This is a genomic window from Candidatus Pelagibacter sp. (assembly GCF_052049855.1).
Classification (GTDB): Bacteria; Pseudomonadota; Alphaproteobacteria; order Pelagibacterales; family Pelagibacteraceae; genus Pelagibacter.
This window is the reverse complement of sequence record NZ_JBNGZE010000002.1, coordinates 177,394-196,444: the sequence shown is the minus strand read 5'-3', so window position 1 is coordinate 196,444 and position 19,051 is coordinate 177,394. Positions and strand designations below refer to the sequence as shown.

Here is a 19,051-nt window from a genome sequence, read left to right as displayed (position 1 = left end):
ATATTATCTTAAAATTTTATAAAATAGTGATGTTTTTTTTATTATAAAATTACTAACCTTTGGTGAATTATCACCAACTACCTTCATTTCAGACAATTTGCCATTACAATGAAGAGCGAGATTACAACCTGCGCTAAATGTTTTGATTGTATTAGTTTTTAAATTATCTTTTAAACTTTTCATTGATAAATCATCTGAAATCAAAATATTTTTATATCCAATTTTTTTTCTAATTAAATTTATAATTTTTTTAGAATGTGTAGCTGTATTTAAATTATCGATACTTCGATAAATTACATGTGCTGTCATTGCAAAATAACTTTGTTTTTTTTTGAATGGAAAAAAATCATTTTTATTCAAATAATTTAAGTTTTTTGTAACCACAGGAGTAAATTTATGACTATCTACCTTAGCTAATCCATGTCCTGGTATATGTTTAATCACAGTTCCAATAGAATTTTCGTGAAAATAATTAATACAAAAATCTCCAATTTTAGAGATATTTTTTTTGTTTTTTGAAAAAGATCTATCCCCAATAATGCTGCTAGCTCCTTTAACTCGAAGGTCTAAAACAGGAACAGTATTTATATTAACACCTATTGATTTAAGCAAATAAGAAGTCTTATCGATAAATAATTTATATATAATATTAAATTTTTTCTTATCTTTTTTAAATAAATTACCAAAATATTTAGAAGTCAAATTATCAAATGAAATAATTTTACTTAATCGATTTACACGTCCACCTTCTTGATCAATTAATATTGGGTATTTTTTATCTTTAAATATCTTTTTTATTCTATCAGTTAATTTTTTAGTCTGTTCAATTGAAATTATATTTCTTGAAAATAAAATAATACCCCATGGTTTATATTTCTTTAAAAAAATTATTTCTTTATTTGATAATGTTGATGATTTTAAACCAACTATAAAGGCTCTTCTATTCTTAATCATTCTCTAAAAGTTTCCAAAAATTAAACTTTTTTTTCTTTTTTTTGTTTGTTTGCGTAACGTATTCTATTACATTTTGTGTGTCGTTTTCCAAAACAGGTAAATTTTTTGAATATAATTTAATTTTTTCATCGTTATTTTTATAAGATCTGTATGATTTCTTCTTATTTTCATCTGAGAAATAATATCTGCCAGTCAAAAAAATAAATAAAGCAATTACAACAATAAAGATTAAATACTTAATTTCTTTTAGCATTACATTTTATTTGGTGTATCAACACCAACTATATCCATTCCAGATTTTACAACGTTAGATATCGCTTTTAAAAAAATTAGTTTATCTGATGAAACTGTTTTATTATCATTAATAAACCTTTTTTCTGGGTTTTGTTTACCAAGATTCCAATAGGAGTGAAATTCTGAGGCAAGATCATATAAATAAACAGGTATTCTATGTGGTTCTAATTTTGAACTAGCTGCTTCGATACATTTGGGCCATTCTGAAATCTTTTTTAATATTTTGATCTCATCATTTGAGTATTCAAAACTAAAATCATCTAATTCAATTTTAGAATTTATGTCTTTATCAATATGTCTAAAGACAGATGAAATTCTAGCATAACAATATTGAACATAATATAACGGATTATCTTTAGATTTTTCTTTTACAGCATCAAAATCAAAATCTAATTCTACATCACTACTTCTGTTGAGCATGATAAACCTAGTTGCATCTTTTCCAACTTCTTCAATTAAATCATCAACCGTAATATAGTCACCTTTTCTTTTAGACATCTTGAATGGTTTGTTATCTTTAACTAATTTTACAAGCTGACTAATTTTACAAATCAATTTATCTTTTTTTCCTGATAATGCTTCAACTGAGGATGAAATTCTTTTGATGTAACCAGCATGATCTGCGCCAAGGATATTTATTAAATAGTCAAATTTACGATCTACTTTATTTTTATGATAAGCAACATCACTTGCAAAATAAGTCCAAGTTCCATCTGACTTTTGTAATGCTCTATCTTTATCATCACCAAAATCAGTAGATTTAAAAAGTAACTGTTCTCTTTCTACCCAGTTTTTATCGTCTTCACCAGCTGGAGCTTTAATTTTTCCTTTGTATACAAATTTATTTTTTTCTAAAAATTTTATTACACTCTCTACTTCTTTGTTTAAAACAATGCTTTTTTCACTAACAAAATTATCGTGGTTAATTCCTAAACTCTCAAGGTTATTTTTAATTAAAAGTAGCGCTTGTTCTATAGATAAAGTAGTTAACTTATCGCTTATTTTATCATAATTATCAAAATTTAGATCTGAATTATTCGAAACTATATTTTTTGCAAAATCAATAAGGTAATCTCCTGGATATAAATCAGGGTTATCTAGAGGAAATTTTTCGTTAAATTTTACTTCTCTAATTCTAAAATATACAGATTTTGTAAAATTTATAATCTGGTTACCATAGTCATTTACATAATACTCTTTAGTAACCTTATGTTTATTAAATATTAATACATTAGATATGACATCACCTAAAATAGCCCCTCTACAATGACCAACATGCAATGGTCCTGTAGGATTAGCTGATACAAATTCAACTAAATAATTATTTTTTTTCTCTTTTTCATTAATTCCAAATTTTTCAGCGTTATCAATTATTTCTTTAATAAAGTTTGACCAAAAAGATGGCTTAAATTTAATATTTATAAAACCAGGTTTAGCAACGGATATATTTTCTATTTGATCGTCACTATTTTTTATTTCAGGTGCAAGTTTTTCTGCCAATTCTATTGGAGAAGTTTTGTTTAGTTTCGATAAAACCATTGCAACATTAGTTGAAATATCACAATCAAATTTTGGCGGCGGTATTTCCGCATTAATACTATTGAAATTTTCTGGAACAGTAAGTTGATTCTTTTTATTAAGCTCAACAATAATAGATTTAATTTTATCTAGATATAATTCAAAAATGTTCATTTATTATCGTTATAAAGGTTAATTGCGTATCTGTCTGTCATACCAGATATGAAATCTGAAATAGCTCTATATTTGTCTTTAGTCAATTGGTCTTTAGTAAGAAATTTTCTAGGATTTGATTTAATTATTTTAAATAATTTCTTAATTATAATTTTACCTCTTTGATTCTTATTAAGTACCGATTTATTGTCATACATTCTATGTCTTAAAAATGACCTGATTTCATGTTCTGAATTTTGTATATTATGTGAAAAAGAAACAAGTAATTGATTTGATTTTGACACATCTTTTAATGACTTAATGTTAAATTTTTTAATATTTTTGTTTGTATTACTTAGTAAATCTCTAATCATAATATCTATTGAGTCTCTGATGATTTGATAAATAGCAATTTTATAATTTTTTTTATTAATTTTTTTTTTATATTTTTGATAAATGTCATTAAAAAAATCCAATTCAACTAATTCCTCAAGTTTAAATAGGTTTGCTTTAATTCCATCCTGAATATCATGATTATTATATGCAATATCATCCGATATAGCTGAAATTTGTGCTTCTAATGATGGATACGTATTAAAGTTAATCTTATTTTTGAAAACTTTTGATCCAACTAGTTTGTTAATCATCCTTTGATCGTCTACTGGTCCGTTATGTTTTAAAAGTCCTTCTAAAGTTTCAAGAGTTAAATTTAATCCAGCAAATTTGAAATATTTATTTTCTAAAAACATTACAATTCTTAGTGTCTGAAGATTATGATCAAAACCACCATAATTTTCCATACATTCATCTAAAGCATCCTCTCCAGCATGACCAAATGGTGTGTGACCCAAATCATGAGCAAGACTTAAAGTTTCTGCTAAATCTTCATTTAATTTTAGATATTTTGCAATTGATCTTGCTATTTGAGCAACTTCAATTGAATGAGTAATCCTTGTTCTAAAATGATCCCCTTCTGTGTTAACAAATACTTGGGTTTTATGTTTTAATCTCCTAAATGATGCGCTATGAATTATACGATCTCGGTCACGTTGAAATGGAGATCTATATTTTGAATTAGCCTCTTTATTAAGTCTACCTTTACTTTTAAATACGCCTAACAAAGTGTCTTTTTTCATCCTTTAATTTAAATAATTAAGTATTATATTAGTAATATCAGTGTTCAGTTATGATTAAAGAAATTAAATTTACGGATAAAGCGTTAAAACAAATAGATAATTTGTTATCAAAAAAAGACAAAGGATCATTCTTCAGAATCGCTATCAAAGGTGGAGGATGTTCAGGTTTTCAGTATGAATTTACATTTGATAAATCAAAACAAGACGATGATTTAAATTATCAAAATATTTTAATTGATAAAACTTCAGCTGATTTACTTAAAGGATCTGAAGTTGATTATGTTTCTGAGCTTATAGGTGAACAATTCAAAATATCTAATCCACAAACAAAATCCTCATGTGGTTGTGGAGTTTCTTTCTCACTTTAATGCTCATTTCATCTTGGAATGTAAACTCGGTAAGAGCAAGAATTGAAAATATCAAAAGCTATTTATTAAAATATAAACCTGATATTTTAATGATGCAGGAAATCAAAACTGAAGATGTTAATTTTCCATATGATGATTTTTCATCAATGGACTATGAAAGTCATGTCTTTGGTCAAAAAAGTTACAATGGTGTAGCGATCATCTCAAAAAATAAATTAAAAAATGTCAAAACAGATTTAATTAAGGATAATTTAAAACAATCAAGAATAATTTCAGCTGAATTTGAATATAAGAAAAAAAATATACAATTAATTAATATTTACACCCCTAATGGCAATCCTGTGGATACAGAAAAATATGGTTATAAAAAAAAATGGCTTGATCAATTAATAAAACAATTAAAAAGTTTATCTAAAAAAAATTCAAATATTATTTTAGCTGGTGATTTCAATATTATCCCTTCAGCAGAAGATGTTTATAATGTTAAAAGTTTCGAAGATGATGCTTTATACCGACTTGAAATAAGAAAAAAATTTAGAGAAATGATTAATCTTGGTTTTAAGGATGTCTACAGACATTTTCATGAGGATAAAGAAGGATATACATTTTGGGATTACATGAGAGGTGCTTGGCAAAAAAATAATGGAATGCGTATTGATCATTTTTTAGTATCAAACTCAATAATTGATCAAATAAATGATATAAATATTAATAAAGATCCACGTGGAAGAGAAAAACCTTCTGATCACACACCTATTGAGATTAATTTAGCTTAAAGATTTTATTTTATTTACTAATTCTTCGTTAATATTTCTTGGACCAGTGTCCATTCTATTCTTATGACGTCTTTCTCCAGGTAATCTTACTTCACCCATTGATTTCATTTTTTCAAAAAATTCCTCAGCATGTTTTTGCCAATTAGTTCCTGATGTTTTATCTGGGTCGATTGCCAATATAAATTCACCACCACTTGGAGGACCACCATCATTATTGTCTTTAGCAGCTGTTTCAAAACTAAAATTATCTCCAACTAATGCTCCTGCCATTAATTCTACCATCATTGCAATTGCAGATCCTTTGTATCCACCAAAAGGTAACAAAACTCCCCCATCAGCGATTTCCCCTGGATCAGTTGTTTCTTTACCATCTTTGGTTAAACCAGTTCCAAGTGGAACTTTGTGCCCTTCTCTTTTTGCAACTTGAACTTCTCCCATTGCCATTGAAGCAGTTGCCATATCATAAACAACTGGTGTTTTACCTGGACGTGGCCAAGCAAAAGAAATTGGGTTGGTTCCAAATAATGGTTTTACGGCACCAGCAGGTGCTACAGCAGGCTTGTAAGATGTACAAGCAAATGCAACTAAACCATTTTCTGCTAATTTTTCTGTTTCAGGCCACATAGCAGCCATATGATGTGAATTATTTATTGCTAATACCGCAACACCATTTTCCTTTGCAGCTTTCGCTAATTCAGGCAAACCTTTATTTAAAACAACAGGTGCTAAACAATTATTACCTTCAACTTTTATTACAGATGGAGATATTTTTTTTATCTCAGGTTTCCCTTTACCATTTATCTTTCCACCTTTAAGACCAGAAACATATGCTGGTAATCTGAATAAACCGTGTGATACTGAACCATCTCTTTCAGCATTTCTGATCAAGTCTGATAAAATTGATGCTGTTTCATCATCACAACCATTTGCCAAAAGAGTTTTTTTTGCTAGTTCAAATATTTCGTCTAAAGTTAATGAAACTGTGCTCATTACTTTGATTTACATTTTTTACATAAACCAAAAAATTCCAAATTGTATTTGCTATATTTCATTCCAGAGTCATCTGAAAAATTAGATAAATATTTTGATAGTTTTGAATTACTTATCTCAGATACATTTTCACAACTTTCACAAATTGAAAAAGCTGTTGCTTTTGAAACCTGACAGCTTGAATTTTGACAAGCTATAAAAGCATTTCTGCTTTCAATTTTATGAATTTTTCCTATTTCAACTAATTTATCTAATGCCCTGTAAACTTGTAGTGGTGCTTTAATTCCTTTTTTTTGAACATTAAAAAGAATTGAATAAGCTTTCATTGGTCCACCAGATTTATCAATTAAGTCAAAAATAATTTTTTGATTTTTAGAAAGGTTATGTTCTTTTTGCATCTTTAAATTCTTATCAATATGTTATCAGTTTTTCAATTTAATCGATTGTTTAATGTTAAGTAAAGACAATATAAATAATACTAAAGCCGCCATAATTATTGAGGGCCCAGATGATGTGTTAAATTCTAATGAAGAAAACAAACCTAATAAAACAGATAAAAGACCACCAATTATTGAGAATAATACCATCTTTTTTGGACTGTCTGATAAGTTTCTAGCCATAGCAGCAGGTATAATTAGCATTCCCGTAATTAATAATAATCCGACCATTTTAATTGATATGGCAATCACTGCAGCCATAAGAATTGTAAAAATAGCTTTTGCTCTATCAGGATTTAATCCTTCTGCTTCAGCTAATTCATAATTAACAGTAGATGCAAACAATGGTTTCCAAATTAATTTTAGAACTAATAAAATTAAAGCTCCACCAGTCCAAATGATTAACAAATCATTAGTCGTTACAGCTAATATATCACCAAATAAAAGTCCCATAATATCAAAACGTATAAATGTTAGAAAACCTATAACTACTAATCCAACAGCTAAAGAAGAATGTGCCAAAAGACCGAGTAAAGCATCTCCTGGTAAATTAGTTTTTTTTTGTAACTGAATTAATATTAATGCAACCACAGATGAAATTAAAAATACAGATAACGCAATATTAATTTCAAACGAATACGCTATTGTTACTCCTAATAAAGCCGAATGTGATAAAGTATCACCAAAATAAGATAATCTTCTCCAAACAACAAAGCAACCAAGAGGCCCAGTTACTAAGGCTATACCTAAGCCTGCAATTAATGCTCTTATAAAAAAATCATCAAACATATTAATTTTTCTTTATTTCACCTTTGTCTGAATGAACATGATCATGTTTATGTTCATAAACAGAAAGAATTTGAGATGCCTGTTCACCAAATAAGGTTTTATATTCATTATTTTTAGCAACATCCATTGGTGATCCAGAGCAACATACATGACCATTTAAACAAACCACATGATCAGTTGCAGTCATAACTGTATGCAAATCATGTGAGATTAATAGAATTCCACAATTTAGTGTATCAGAAATTCTTTTTATTAATTCATACAAAGCAATCTCACCAGTGTAATCAACTCCTTGAACAGGTTCATCAAGAACTAATAATTCAGGTTTTTTTGAAATAGCTCTTGCAATTAAAACTCTTTGAAATTCACCACCTGATAAATTTCCTAAATTTTTATTCTTAAGATGGATAACGCCTGTTAATGTAAGTGCTTCATCAATAGCCTCATCTTTAATATTTTCAGTTAGAAGCATAAAATCATAAACTCTTAACGGTAAGGTCCAATCAATTGAGATTGTTTGAGGAACGTAACCAACTTTGTTAGTATATTTTTCTACAGATCCTTCTATGTTTTTGTAAATTCCCAATGCAATTTTTGCGGTAGTGCTTTTTCCTGAGCCATTAGGTCCAATAAGGGTAACGATTTTCCCTTTTTCAACAGTTAATGAAACACCTTCCACTAACCATTTATCATTTTGTTTAAAACCAGCGTTATTTAGTTTTACTAATGTACTATTTTCTGAACTCATATATTTCTTGACTTATAAATGTTATATTATTACATACTGTTATATTATAACAACCAATTAAATTACTTATTATGAAAAATATTAAAAAAATACCACTTATATTCTCAATATTATCAATTCTAACATTCTTTACACCAGCAAATGCTGAAATTAAAGTAGTAGCTTCTATTAAACCAATTCATTCATTAGCCAGTTATTTGATGGACGGTATTGCTAAACCTGATCTCATAGTTGATGGATATGCATCTCCACACGGATTTGCAATGAAACCTTCTCATGCAAAAATACTTCAAAATGCAGATCTAATATTCTGGGTTGGTGAAGATTTAGAAAATTTTTTAGAAAAACCACTAAGCTCAATTGCAAAAAAAGCAGAAAAAATTGAACTAATGGAAACTAAAGGATTACAGGTATTAAAATTTAGAGAAAGAAATATTTTTGACGAACATGATCATGACGATCACGGACATGACGATCATGGTAAAAAAGAAGATGATCATGATGACCATGGACATGACGATCATGGTAAAAAGGAAGATGATCACGACCATGACGATCATGGTAAAAAAGAGGATGATCACGACCACGATCATGACGATCATGGTAAAAAAGAGGATGATCATGACGACCACGGACATGACGATCATGATGGACATGCGCATGGTGAATTTGATCCACACATTTGGTTGGACCCAATTAATGCAAAAGCTATGTTAAATGAAATGGCTGAACACCTAATTGAAAATGATCCAAAAAATGAAGCTAAATACAAAAGTAATTTAGCTAAAGCTTTGCAAGAGATCGATAAACTTACAATTGATGTTATGACTGATTTAAGTAGCAGTGTTTCTTCAATTGTATTCCATGATGCTTATCAATATTTTGAGGAAAGATTTAATGTTAAAGTATTAGGTGCATTTACTGTTAATACAGATGTAATGCCTGGAGCTGAACAACTTGCTGAAATTAGAGAAATTATAGAGCATGATAAAGTTGCATGTGTATTCTCTGAACCTCAATTTAACCCAGATATTATCAAAGCTGTAGCTAAAGATATGAAGATTAAAACTGGTGTTTTAGATCCCTTAGGTGCAACATTAGACCCAGGTAAAGATCTATATTTCAATTTAATTAGAAATATGTCTGTATCTTTCAAAGGTTGTTAACAAAGCATTCATATTTCTATATAATGTAGAATATGAAAATTAGCACTGGCAATAAATTAGAGGAAATTACACTTCCAGATCAGAATGGTAACTCATTTAATTTATCTCAGACCTTAGGGAAAAAAGTCTTATTAACTTTTTATAGAATCGCAGGTTGTAGCTTCTGCAACCTAAGACTTAATGAAATTAATAAGAGATTTGGTGAACTTGGAAATAATTTTACGCATGTTGGAATATTTCATTCACCAGTAGATAATTTAAAATCATATATGGATAAGCATAAGAATTTACCATTCACAGTATTAGCAGATGAAAATTTTGAATATTTTCAAAAATATGAAATTGAGAGATCAGTGAGTAAAACACTAAACGCAATGTTGTTTAAAGCACATAAAATTATTCCTGCTATGATGAAAGGATATATTCCTACAAGAATAAAAGGTCATTTAGATATAGCTGTGACTGACGTTCTAATTAATGAAGACGGTGTAGTTCAAGATGTTTATTATGCTAAAAAGGATATAGCAGATCACTTTGAATTCAATAAAATCAAAGATTTTGCATTAAATTAATTGGTATAGAGAATTTTTTTTTATTTCATATAATAAAATTTAATGAACGATTTAAATTTATTCAAAAAAAAAGGATTTCTTGTTAAAGAAAATCTAATTTCACAAACTAAGATAAATAAAATTAATAAAATTGTTAATGAAGTAATTTCTAAAGAAAAAAAGAAAAAAAATGGTAATAGTGTAAATGGAACTCAATCCTATAATAATTACCATTTTGTCTACAATTCAGGCTCTTTTAAAAATAAAGAAATTCTAAGACTAAATAATCCTCAGAACAGACATAAAATCTTTTATGAATTATCTAGAGATAAAAAGATTATATCCATAGCTAAAAAATTATTAGGTGGAACAGTGAGATTTCATCTAGGAAAATTAAATTTTAAGCTTCCAAACAACAAAAAAGGTAGTGAAATTGGATGGCATCAAGATTGGGCTTTTTACCCTCATACAAACGATGATTTAATTACAGTTGGCATATATTTAGATGATTGTTATGAGAAAAATGGGCCACTTAAAATAATAAAGAATTCACACAAAAAGAAATTGTACAGCCACCACAGTAAAGAAAATTATTTTGTTGGAAAAATAGATACTAAGAAAAATAGAATAGGAACTAAGGATAGTGTTTCAATAACTGGAACGGCAGGAACAGTAGTATTTTTTCATTGTAGATCAGTTCATGGGTCAGGACACAATCAAATGAATAATTCAAGACCCTTAATTTTATTTGGATATAGAGCTTGTGATGCGTGGCCATTAATCAATGACGGAAACCCTCATCCTGAGGTTGATATGGAAAATTATGACAAAAATATAATTGTAGGAAATAAATCAATAAAACCAAGATTGACTAAAGTTCCAACCATAATCCCACTCCCTAAGAAGAAACATTATGTTTCTATCTATGAACTTCAAAAAAATTGAACTATAAAATTAAAATCTTTCTTTTAGTTAACCTCAATATTTTATAAATAGAACAATTATTTAAAAAATTTAGAGAGGAAATCATGTTTATTAGAAAATATCTTAAGTGGATAAGTACATTTTTGGTACTAACAGGAATACTTTTAACTAATTTAAATATATATCCATTAAATATATATTTTCATGGATTAGGAGTTATTGGATGGACTATTGCTGGTTTTATCAGCAAAGATAAGGCTATCTTAACTAATTTTGGATTACAAATACCTTTATTTTTAATAGGAATTTATAAAATCATAATTTAATGAAAAATATACTGTTTGTATGCACTGGTAATTCTGCAAGAAGCATCATAGCTGAAAGTATTATTAACAATAAATATTCATATAAGTTTAAAGCTTACAGTGCTGGTAGTAACCCTACAGGAAAAATTAACGAAAATATCAAATTATATTTAACTAAAATAAAAAATTTTAATCTTGAAAATTATTCTTCAAAAAATTTTGAAATATTTTTAGATAAGAAATTTAATATAGATCATGTAATTACAGTGTGTAATAATGCTAATAATGAGGTTTGCCCTATATGGCCAAATAATAAAAAAATTATTCATTGGGATATTGAAGATCCTGTATCAAAATTTAAAAATTCCGATGAAAATCAGATAAACGAAATAATTAATGTGACTTACGATAAAATAAATGAAAAAATTAACATTTGGTTAAATAATGAAAATTAAAAAAAACATATTAATTGGTGAATTTTTAGGAAGTTGTTTTCTTGTCATGATTATTGTTGGATCTGGGATAATGGCAGAAAATCTAACTAATGATGATGGAATTAGGCTTTTAGCTAATACAATCGCTACTGGAGCTGGATTGTTTGTCTTAATCACAGCCTTTGCTGATATTTCGGGGGCTCATTTTAATCCTTTTGTAAGTCTTGCGATGTTTTTCAGAAAAAAAATTAAAGGTAATCTTTTAAAATATTACATTGCTGCACAAATATCTGGTTGTTTATTAGGAGTAATGTTTGCAAATGTCTTTTTTAAACACAGTCTTTTAGAGTTATCAACTAAAAATAGAGATGGGTTACATATATTTTTTTCTGAAATTGTAGCAACTTTTGGTCTAATATTTATAATTTTTGCAACTCTAAAGGACGGAAAAACAATAGTTGCTATTAGCGTAGCAACATATATTTCTGCAGGTTATTGGTTTACTTCTTCAACATCTTTTGCAAATCCAGCTGTATCTATAGCTAGAACATTTACTGATTCTTTTACTGGAATTAATTATCTTAATACACCAACCTATATTTTAGCTGAATTTATTGGATTAATTTTAGCAGCGTATATTCTTAAAATTATCTATAAATAACACAACTTAAATATGTAAATTATATTAAAATTTTATTTACATAATTTTAAAATATTATATTTAAAGCGAATCCGTATAAAGTTTCTCAAAATAAAATAATTCACTTATAGACTTCTCTTTAACTTAGACTAAAGATTAATGAATCTTCTCTTTGATTCTCAAATAAATAAATTTAATCGTAGAATTTTTTACCTTTAACGAATATTTACTTTTTCAAGTCATGAGACGGAACCGAAAACAATAATATATAGGAGAAAAAATGGATATGACTTTAGTATATACAGTTATAGGGTTTGCCCTAGCTGGATATAGCGTAATCGCTAATGACTCAATTCAAACACTTGGTACCTTTATAGCCTCAAAAAAGAAGTGGTTTAAATGGTATATACTAGCTGGATCAGCATCTGCTGTTATGATTTTTGCGTTAGCTTGGGGATGGTATGCGTATGATGGTGATATTTCTTACGGAAGATTAACTAGAATACCTTATCAAGAAATTCAATGGTATCATGCGGTAGCACCTGCGATACTGTTATTATTAACAAGAATTGGAATACCGGTATCAACAACCTTTTTAGTTCTTTCAGCATTTGCTTCAACCGTTGTGCTTGAAAAAATGTTGTTAAAAAGCGTTGTAGGTTATGGATTAGCAGCAATGGTTGCTTATATAGCCTGGATAGCAGTATCAAAATTCATTAATGAAAAATTTGATGAAGTAGATGACAAATGGAGAAGCTTTTGGAGAAATGCTGTTTGGGTTTCATCAGGTTGGTTATGGTGGGTTTGGTTATCTCACGATGTAGCTAATATTGCCGTATATCTGCCTAGACAATTAGATTTATCATTACTTTTAATTGTAATGGCATACTTTACTTCATTGTTATTTTACATTTTCTACATTCAAGGTGGACCTATTCAAAAAGTTGTTCTTGAAAAAACAGGAACAAGATATGCGAGATCGGCAACAATTATTAACGTAATTTATGCTGCTGTATTATTCTATTTCAAAGAACTTAATGACTTACCAATGTCAACTACATGGGTATTTGTTGGTTTATTGTGTGGTAGAGAGCTTGCAATATCTACAATGAATAAAGACTATAAATTTAAGTATGTCTTTCCACTAATTGGTAAAGACTTTCTTAAAATGATTTTTGGATTAAGTGTTTCAGTAGGTATTGTTTTAGCGATACACTACATAATTATTCCAAATAATTGGTTTTAAATAAATCTTTATGGTCGTGTTATATTATTTAACACGGCCATATACATCCTGATATCGTACAATATCGCTTTCTTTTAAAATTGATCCAATTTGAGCTTCGACAATTTTAACAGGTTTTTTTCCTGAATTTTGAACTCTGTGAATTGCTTCTAATGGAATGAATATATGTTCACCTGGTTTTTTAATTATAATATCCTTATTAAGTGTTATTTTGGCATTACCTTGTGTAACTAACCAATGTTCAGCTCGATGATGGTGTTTTTGTAAACTCAAAATACCTTTTGGTTTTACATATAGCTCTTTAATTAAAAACTCTTTGCCCTCGAATAGATTTGTATATCTACCCCATGGACGGTAATACACGTTTTTTTTCTTTATATATTTGTTTTTATTTTTGTCATACATTTTCAAAATTTCTTTCCAACTACCAAGATCTGACCAAGGAATATCTAGTTTGATAGCGTTAATTTGTTTGGTCTTTTCTAAAATTGCATAATCAAAAGATTTAGCGGTTGCTTTTATAAATGAAGCTTTGTTTAGATAATATGTATTAGCCTTATATTTTGATTTATTAACTGCATTTACACAATTTCTATAAGTTTTAGGCTGATATTTTTTAAAGTTATTAATAATGGAATCTTTTCTAAGATAAAACATTCCTGAATTCCAATAGCCTTTATTCTTTATAATTTGTTTAGCTTTAGCTTCTTTAGGTTTTTCAATAAATCTTGTAACTTTATTGATATTACCTTTGATTTTTTTTGTTAAAAAATAACCATAATCACTCGTTGGAGATTTAGGTTTTATTCCAAAAACAAATATATTTTCTTCATTAAGGTTTAGTTTGTTTTTATTTATTGCCTTGTTAAAAATATTCATCTTTTCAATTAAATGGTCTGCTGTAAAAAACATTAACGGTTGATTGTCTGGAATATCTTTAATTAAAGCTGTACTTAATATCGCTGGTGCAGTGTTTCTTTTAGCTGGTTCTACAACAATTTTATATTTGCTTATTTTGTTTATTCTTAAATGCTGTTTTACTTTGCTTAAGTACTTCTTATTTGTACTAATAATTGGAGAGTCGTAAATTGATGCTTTTGTTCTCTCAAGTGTTTTTCCAAGTAAAGTCCAATTACCAAAATTAATGAACTGTTTTGCTTGATGATTTTTAGAATTTGGCCAAAGTCGAGTTCCAGCACCTCCACATAAAATAACTGGACGAATTTTCATTAAATCTCTGAATAATCCTTAACTTCTTTTTTCTTACCTGGGTGTGTTGGTGCACCTAAATATGCTGGACCAACTGTTTGTGCATATTTCCATAAAGTACCTGATCCAAAATCTGATTTTCTAGCTTTCCATTTTCTTTTTCTTGCAGCCATTTCTTTTTTAGAAAGTCTTACATTGATAGTTCCTTTTTTTGCATCGATATCGATGATATCTCCTGTGCGTAAAAGACCTATAGGACCCCCTAGAGCGGCCTCAGGGCCCACATGACCAACACAAAAACCTCTTGTAGCCCCAGAGAACCTACCGTCTGTAATAAGGGCTACTTTCTCCCCTTTTCCCTGTCCATAAATTGCGCTTGTTGTAGATAACATTTCTCTCATCCCTGGACCTCCAACAGGTCCTTCGTATCTAATTATAATTACATCACCATCGTTATACTTTTTGCTTTGAACAGCTTTCATTGCACTTTCCTCATTTTCAAAGCATCTTGCTTTTCCAGTAAATTGTAATTTTTTAAGTCCAGCAACTTTAACAATTGCTCCTTCCGGTGCTAAGTTTCCTTTTAATCCAACAACGCCACCTGTTGGTGATAATGGATTTTTATAAGATCTCATTACTTTTTGTTTTGGATTAAATTTAATGCCTTTTAAATTTTCCTTCATAGTTTTTCCTGTAACCGTCATGCAATCACCATGAATATATCCACCTTCATATAGAGTTTTTAATAACATTGGAACACCACCTGCTAACCACATATCTTTTGCAACATATTTTCCACCTGGTTTTAAATCTGCAAGATAAGGTGTTCTTTTAAATATTTTAGCTACATCCATTAAATCAAATTTAATTCCTGCTTCATTTGCAATAGCAGGTAAATGTAATCCTGCATTTGTTGATCCACCAGTTGCAGCAACAACTGTTGCAGCATTTTCTAAAGCTTTTCTTGTAACAATATCTCTAGGTTTAATTCCTTTTTTCAAGAGGTTCATAACCGTTTTACCACTAGCTTTTGCGTATTTATCTCTTTCTTCATATGGAGCTGGTGTTCCTGCTGAATAAGGTAATGCTAATCCAATTGCTTCAGATACACATGCCATTGTATTTGCTGTGAATTGTCCTCCACAAGCGCCTGCGCTTGGACAAGCAACTAATTCTAATTTTCTAAGTTCTGCAGCAGACATTTGACCTGTTGAATGTTTTCCAACCGCCTCAAATACATCCACAACTGTTACGTCTTTCCCTTTATATTTGCCTGGAAGGATCGATCCACCATATATAAATACACTTGGTACATTTAATCTAACCATAGACATCATTAGACCTGGTAAAGATTTATCACATCCCGCAATCCCTACTAATGCATCATAACAGTGACCTCTAACCGTAAGTTCAGCAGAATCTGCAATTACTTCTCTAGAAATCAATGAAGATTTCATTCCTTCATGACCCATTGCGATACCATCTGTAACAGTAATGGTACAAAATTCTCTTGGAGTTCCACCATGTGCTCTAACTCCTTTTTTAACTGATTGAGCTTGTCTCATTAAAGCAATGTTACATGGAGCGGCCTCATTCCATGTAGAAACCACGCCAACAAAGGGTTTTGCCACATCTTTTTCAGTTTCACCCATAGCATAATAAAACGATCTATGTGGAGCTCTATCTGCCCCTAATGATGTATGTCTGCTTGGAAGTTTCTTTTTATTGAATTTAGCCATTATATACCCTTTATTGTTACTGATATTTTCTCAATATCATTCTTTAAATTATTATAATTATTTTTTTCTTGTTCAACAATCTCTTTTGGAGCACGATCTACAAAACTTTTGTTCTCTAATCTTTGAGATATTTTTTTCATCTCATTTTCTAATCTACTTTGTTTACTTGTTAAATTTTCTTTAATTAATTTTAAATCAACATCTTTATCAAAGTAAATCTTAAACAAATCACCAGAAACAACCATTGTCGCAGCTGGTTTATCTAAATCCTTATCTAATATGCTGTTTATTCTTCCTAGTTTTTTTAGAATAGTTTTATTCGTATTAATTAAGTCTTTTTGATTTTTATTAATATTGCTTATTGATACGTCAATAAAAGAGCCTGGGCTTACATTTAGCTCATTTTTAAATGATCTAATCTCTGAAATAATTTTAATGATATTCTCTACCTGTTCGGTGCTACTGTCCTTATTTATCTCACCCGACAACCAATTTTTAAGCATCAAATAATCACTACCATCATTATCAAATTTGTTCCTAAGCCAAATTTCTTCAGTAACAAAAGGAATAAAAGGATGTAACAAAATCAAAATTTGTTTGAATACAAAAGAGGATACTTTTTTAACCTCTGTTTTAGCTTTTTCATCTTCTGAAAATAGTATTGTTTTAGATAATTCTAAATACCAATCACAATACGAATGCCATGCAAATTGATAAGCATTTTTAGCAGCTTCATCAAATCTATAATCTTCAAGGTTTTTTTCTATCTTATTTTTAGTTTCAACAAGTTCAGAATAAATCCACTTATTTATATTTACATTTAAACTAGGAACTTTTTCTATATCTTTAAAATCACATTCATTAGTGATTAAAAAATTATTTGCATTCCATAATTTATTTAAAAAATTTCTATATCCTTTAACTCTATCCTCAGAAAGTTTAACATCTGTACCTGGAGAAGCCATTGATAATAAAGTAAATCTAAGTGCGTCTGCACTATATTTTTCAATTAAATCTAAAGGATCAATTACATTTCCTTTTGATTTAGACATTTTCTGTCCCTTCTCATCTCTAACTAATGCATGAACATAAATATCTTTAAATGGTTCTTTGTTTAAAAATTCAGTACCAAACATTATCATTCTAGCAACCCAGAAAAAAATAATATCAAATCCTGTAACTAACACTGATGTTGGATAAAATTTATTTACATATTTATTATCATCTGGCCAACCAAGTGTTGCAAAAGGCCATAAGCCAGATGAAAACCAAGTATCTAAAACATCTGGATCACGTTTTAATTCAACATCTTTACCATAATGTTTTTTTGCTTGTTGTTTTGCATCATCTTCATTTTCTGCAACAAAAATTTTTTTATCTGGTCCATACCAAGCAGGTATTTGATGTCCCCACCAAAGTTGTCTTGAAATACACCATGGCTCAATATTATTCATCCATTGAAAATAAGTTTTTGACCAATTCTCAGGAAAGAAATTTGTCTTTTTTGAATTAACAACTTCTTTAGCTTTAACAGATAATTTGCCCGCATCAGCAAACCATTGTTCTGTTAGAAAAGGTTCAATTATTGAATTAGATCTATCTCCATAAGGAACTTTGTTTTTTATATTTTCCTCTTTTACAAAAAACTCTTTTTCTTTAAGTTCTTTTAAAATTTTTTTTCTTGCTTCTGACCTATCAAGTCCTACATAATGATCTGGAGCGTTTTCATTTATTTTACCAGCTTCAGTAAAAATATTTATGATTTGAAGTTTATTTCTTTGCCCAACTTCATAGTCATTAAAATCATGAGCTGGAGTTATTTTTAATGCTCCTGTTCCTTGCTCAGGATCTGCATAATCATCTTCGATAATTTTTATTTTTCTTCCAACAATTGGTATGGTAACTGTTTTTCCAACAAAGGATTTAAATCGCTCATCTTTTGGATTAACAGCAATAGCTGTATCCCCTAGTATTGTTTCAGGTCTTGTTGTTGCAATTGTAATGAATTCCTCAGTCCCATCTATTGGATATCTGATGTAATAAATTTTAGAATTTACCTCTCTTTGATCTACTTCTAGGTCTGAAATAGCTGTTTTTAAAACTGTATCCCAATTAACTAATTTCTTATCTTTATAAATGAGTCCTTTATTATATAAATCTACAAAAACCTTAATTACTGATTTAGATAAATTCTCATCCATTGTGAAGGCATTTCTTGACCAATCACAAGAGCAACCAAGTTTTTTTAATTGGTTAATTATTATGTCTCCGTATTGATCTTTCCATTCCCAAACTTTTTCAATAAATTTTTCTCTACCAATTTTATTTTTATCGATTTTTTCAGATGTTAATTTTTTCTCTACTAATGCTTGTGTAGCAATTCCAGCATGGTCTGTACCTGGTTGCCATAAAGTTTCAAAATTATTCATTCTATGGTAACGAACTAATAAATCTTGAATAGAATTGTTAAGGGCATGCCCCATATGTAAACTACCGGTCACATTTGGAGGAGGTATTACAATTGAGAATTTTTTTGAATTTTCTTTAGGTTTAAAAAGACCATTTTTTTCCCAGTAAGAATAAATTCTATTTTCTACATCAGAATGTATATATTTATCACTACTCATTGGTGTTAAAGTTTATAATTTAATAATCTAAATTAACAATAATCAAT

General features: G+C 28.9%; 20 protein-coding genes. 9 read left to right on the top strand and 11 right to left on the bottom strand.

Annotation, left to right across the window (positions count from 1 at the left end; all coding sequences use genetic code 11):
- Positions 1–3: 3 nt before the first annotated feature.
- Genes ACTT9X_RS03085 through ACTT9X_RS03070 form a run of 4 tightly spaced genes read right to left on the bottom strand, consistent with a single transcriptional unit; the run spans position 4 to position 4,055 of the window.
- Positions 4–954 carry a glycoside hydrolase family 3 N-terminal domain-containing protein gene (locus tag ACTT9X_RS03085; protein ID WP_440934224.1) on the bottom strand — a complete coding sequence of 317 codons (951 nt, stop codon included), beginning with the start codon at positions 952–954 and terminating at the stop codon, positions 4–6.
- Positions 947–1,207: a hypothetical protein gene (locus tag ACTT9X_RS03080; RefSeq protein ID WP_440934223.1), complete on the bottom strand. Its 261-nt coding sequence runs from the start codon at positions 1,205–1,207 to the stop codon at positions 947–949. The genes ACTT9X_RS03085 and ACTT9X_RS03080 overlap by 8 nt, the downstream gene beginning before the upstream one ends.
- Positions 1,207–2,940 (bottom strand): arginine--tRNA ligase, encoded by a 1,734-nt coding sequence (gene argS / locus ACTT9X_RS03075; protein ID WP_440934222.1) that lies wholly within the window; start codon positions 2,938–2,940, stop codon positions 1,207–1,209. Before argS ends, ACTT9X_RS03080 begins: the two co-directional genes overlap by 1 nt.
- Positions 2,937–4,055 (bottom strand): deoxyguanosinetriphosphate triphosphohydrolase, encoded by a 1,119-nt coding sequence (locus ACTT9X_RS03070; RefSeq protein WP_440934221.1) that lies wholly within the window; start codon positions 4,053–4,055, stop codon positions 2,937–2,939. The genes argS and ACTT9X_RS03070 overlap by 4 nt, the downstream gene beginning before the upstream one ends.
- A 50-nt stretch (positions 4,056–4,105) precedes the next feature.
- On the opposite strand from ACTT9X_RS03070, the gene ACTT9X_RS03065 reads away from it, so the two are divergent.
- Both ACTT9X_RS03065 and xth read left to right on the top strand, forming a co-directional pair.
- A complete protein-coding gene (locus ACTT9X_RS03065) occupies positions 4,106–4,423 on the top strand; it encodes a HesB/IscA family protein (RefSeq protein ID WP_023853837.1) in 318 nt (105 codons plus the stop codon).
- Positions 4,423–5,199 carry an exodeoxyribonuclease III gene (gene xth / locus ACTT9X_RS03060; RefSeq protein WP_440934220.1) on the top strand — a complete coding sequence of 259 codons (777 nt, stop codon included), beginning with the start codon at positions 4,423–4,425 and terminating at the stop codon, positions 5,197–5,199. Before ACTT9X_RS03065 ends, xth begins: the two co-directional genes overlap by 1 nt.
- Here the strand turns inward: xth and ACTT9X_RS03055 are convergent.
- The 4 genes from ACTT9X_RS03055 to ACTT9X_RS03040 are packed head-to-tail and all read right to left on the bottom strand — an operon-like array spanning position 5,191 to position 8,163.
- Entirely contained in the window at positions 5,191–6,189 is a 999-nt protein-coding gene (locus ACTT9X_RS03055) for an Ldh family oxidoreductase (protein ID WP_440934219.1), read from the bottom strand. The two genes, xth and ACTT9X_RS03055, sit on opposite strands and share 9 nt — an antisense overlap.
- On the bottom strand, positions 6,189–6,587 hold the full coding sequence (locus ACTT9X_RS03050; RefSeq protein ID WP_440934218.1) for a Fur family transcriptional regulator: 399 nt from the start codon (positions 6,585–6,587) through the stop codon (positions 6,189–6,191). Before ACTT9X_RS03050 ends, ACTT9X_RS03055 begins: the two co-directional genes overlap by 1 nt.
- 24 nt (positions 6,588–6,611) lie before the next feature.
- Positions 6,612–7,415, bottom strand: a complete 804-nt coding sequence (locus ACTT9X_RS03045) for a metal ABC transporter permease (RefSeq protein ID WP_440934217.1) — start codon at positions 7,413–7,415, stop codon at positions 6,612–6,614.
- A gap of 1 nt (position 7,416) precedes the next feature.
- Positions 7,417–8,163 carry an ATP-binding cassette domain-containing protein gene (locus tag ACTT9X_RS03040; RefSeq protein WP_440934216.1) on the bottom strand — a complete coding sequence of 249 codons (747 nt, stop codon included), beginning with the start codon at positions 8,161–8,163 and terminating at the stop codon, positions 7,417–7,419.
- A gap of 71 nt (positions 8,164–8,234) precedes the next feature.
- Between ACTT9X_RS03040 and ACTT9X_RS03035 the strand changes: the two genes are divergently transcribed.
- The 7 genes from ACTT9X_RS03035 to ACTT9X_RS03005 all read left to right on the top strand — a co-directional run bounded on the left by ACTT9X_RS03035 (position 8,235) and on the right by ACTT9X_RS03005 (position 13,429).
- A complete protein-coding gene (locus ACTT9X_RS03035) occupies positions 8,235–9,329 on the top strand; it encodes a zinc ABC transporter substrate-binding protein (RefSeq protein ID WP_440934215.1) in 1,095 nt (364 codons plus the stop codon).
- 32 nt (positions 9,330–9,361) lie between these two features.
- Positions 9,362–9,901: a peroxiredoxin family protein gene (locus ACTT9X_RS03030; protein ID WP_440934214.1), complete on the top strand. Its 540-nt coding sequence runs from the start codon at positions 9,362–9,364 to the stop codon at positions 9,899–9,901.
- A gap of 42 nt (positions 9,902–9,943) precedes the next feature.
- Complete coding sequence (locus ACTT9X_RS03025) at positions 9,944–10,825, top strand: phytanoyl-CoA dioxygenase family protein (RefSeq protein ID WP_440934213.1); 882 nt, start codon at positions 9,944–9,946, stop codon at positions 10,823–10,825.
- An 83-nt stretch (positions 10,826–10,908) separates the two neighbouring features.
- On the top strand, positions 10,909–11,130 hold the full coding sequence (locus ACTT9X_RS03020; RefSeq protein ID WP_072090559.1) for a DUF6552 family protein: 222 nt from the start codon (positions 10,909–10,911) through the stop codon (positions 11,128–11,130).
- Positions 11,130–11,564: an arsenate reductase ArsC gene (locus ACTT9X_RS03015; protein WP_440934212.1), complete on the top strand. Its 435-nt coding sequence runs from the start codon at positions 11,130–11,132 to the stop codon at positions 11,562–11,564. The genes ACTT9X_RS03020 and ACTT9X_RS03015 overlap by 1 nt, the downstream gene beginning before the upstream one ends.
- Positions 11,554–12,204, top strand: coding sequence for an aquaporin (locus ACTT9X_RS03010; RefSeq protein WP_440934211.1), 651 nt, complete (start codon positions 11,554–11,556; stop codon positions 12,202–12,204). Before ACTT9X_RS03015 ends, ACTT9X_RS03010 begins: the two co-directional genes overlap by 11 nt.
- A 265-nt stretch (positions 12,205–12,469) precedes the next feature.
- The gene (locus tag ACTT9X_RS03005; protein WP_440934210.1) at positions 12,470–13,429 is read left to right on the top strand and encodes a hypothetical protein; all 960 of its coding nucleotides are present in this window, start codon (positions 12,470–12,472) and stop codon (positions 13,427–13,429) included.
- Between the two features lie 24 nt (positions 13,430–13,453).
- Here ACTT9X_RS03005 and ACTT9X_RS03000 read toward each other — a convergent pair whose 3' ends face one another.
- From ACTT9X_RS03000 to ACTT9X_RS02990, 3 genes are read right to left on the bottom strand one after another with little or no spacing between them, the layout of a single operon-like run.
- Positions 13,454–14,659, bottom strand: coding sequence for a sugar phosphate nucleotidyltransferase (locus ACTT9X_RS03000; RefSeq protein WP_440934209.1), 1,206 nt, complete (start codon positions 14,657–14,659; stop codon positions 13,454–13,456).
- On the bottom strand, positions 14,659–16,377 hold the full coding sequence (gene ilvD / locus ACTT9X_RS02995; protein ID WP_440934208.1) for a dihydroxy-acid dehydratase: 1,719 nt from the start codon (positions 16,375–16,377) through the stop codon (positions 14,659–14,661). The genes ACTT9X_RS03000 and ilvD overlap by 1 nt, the downstream gene beginning before the upstream one ends.
- Positions 16,377–19,004, bottom strand: a complete 2,628-nt coding sequence (locus ACTT9X_RS02990) for a valine--tRNA ligase (protein ID WP_440934207.1) — start codon at positions 19,002–19,004, stop codon at positions 16,377–16,379. The genes ilvD and ACTT9X_RS02990 overlap by 1 nt, the downstream gene beginning before the upstream one ends.
- Between the last annotated feature and the right edge of the window lie 47 nt (positions 19,005–19,051).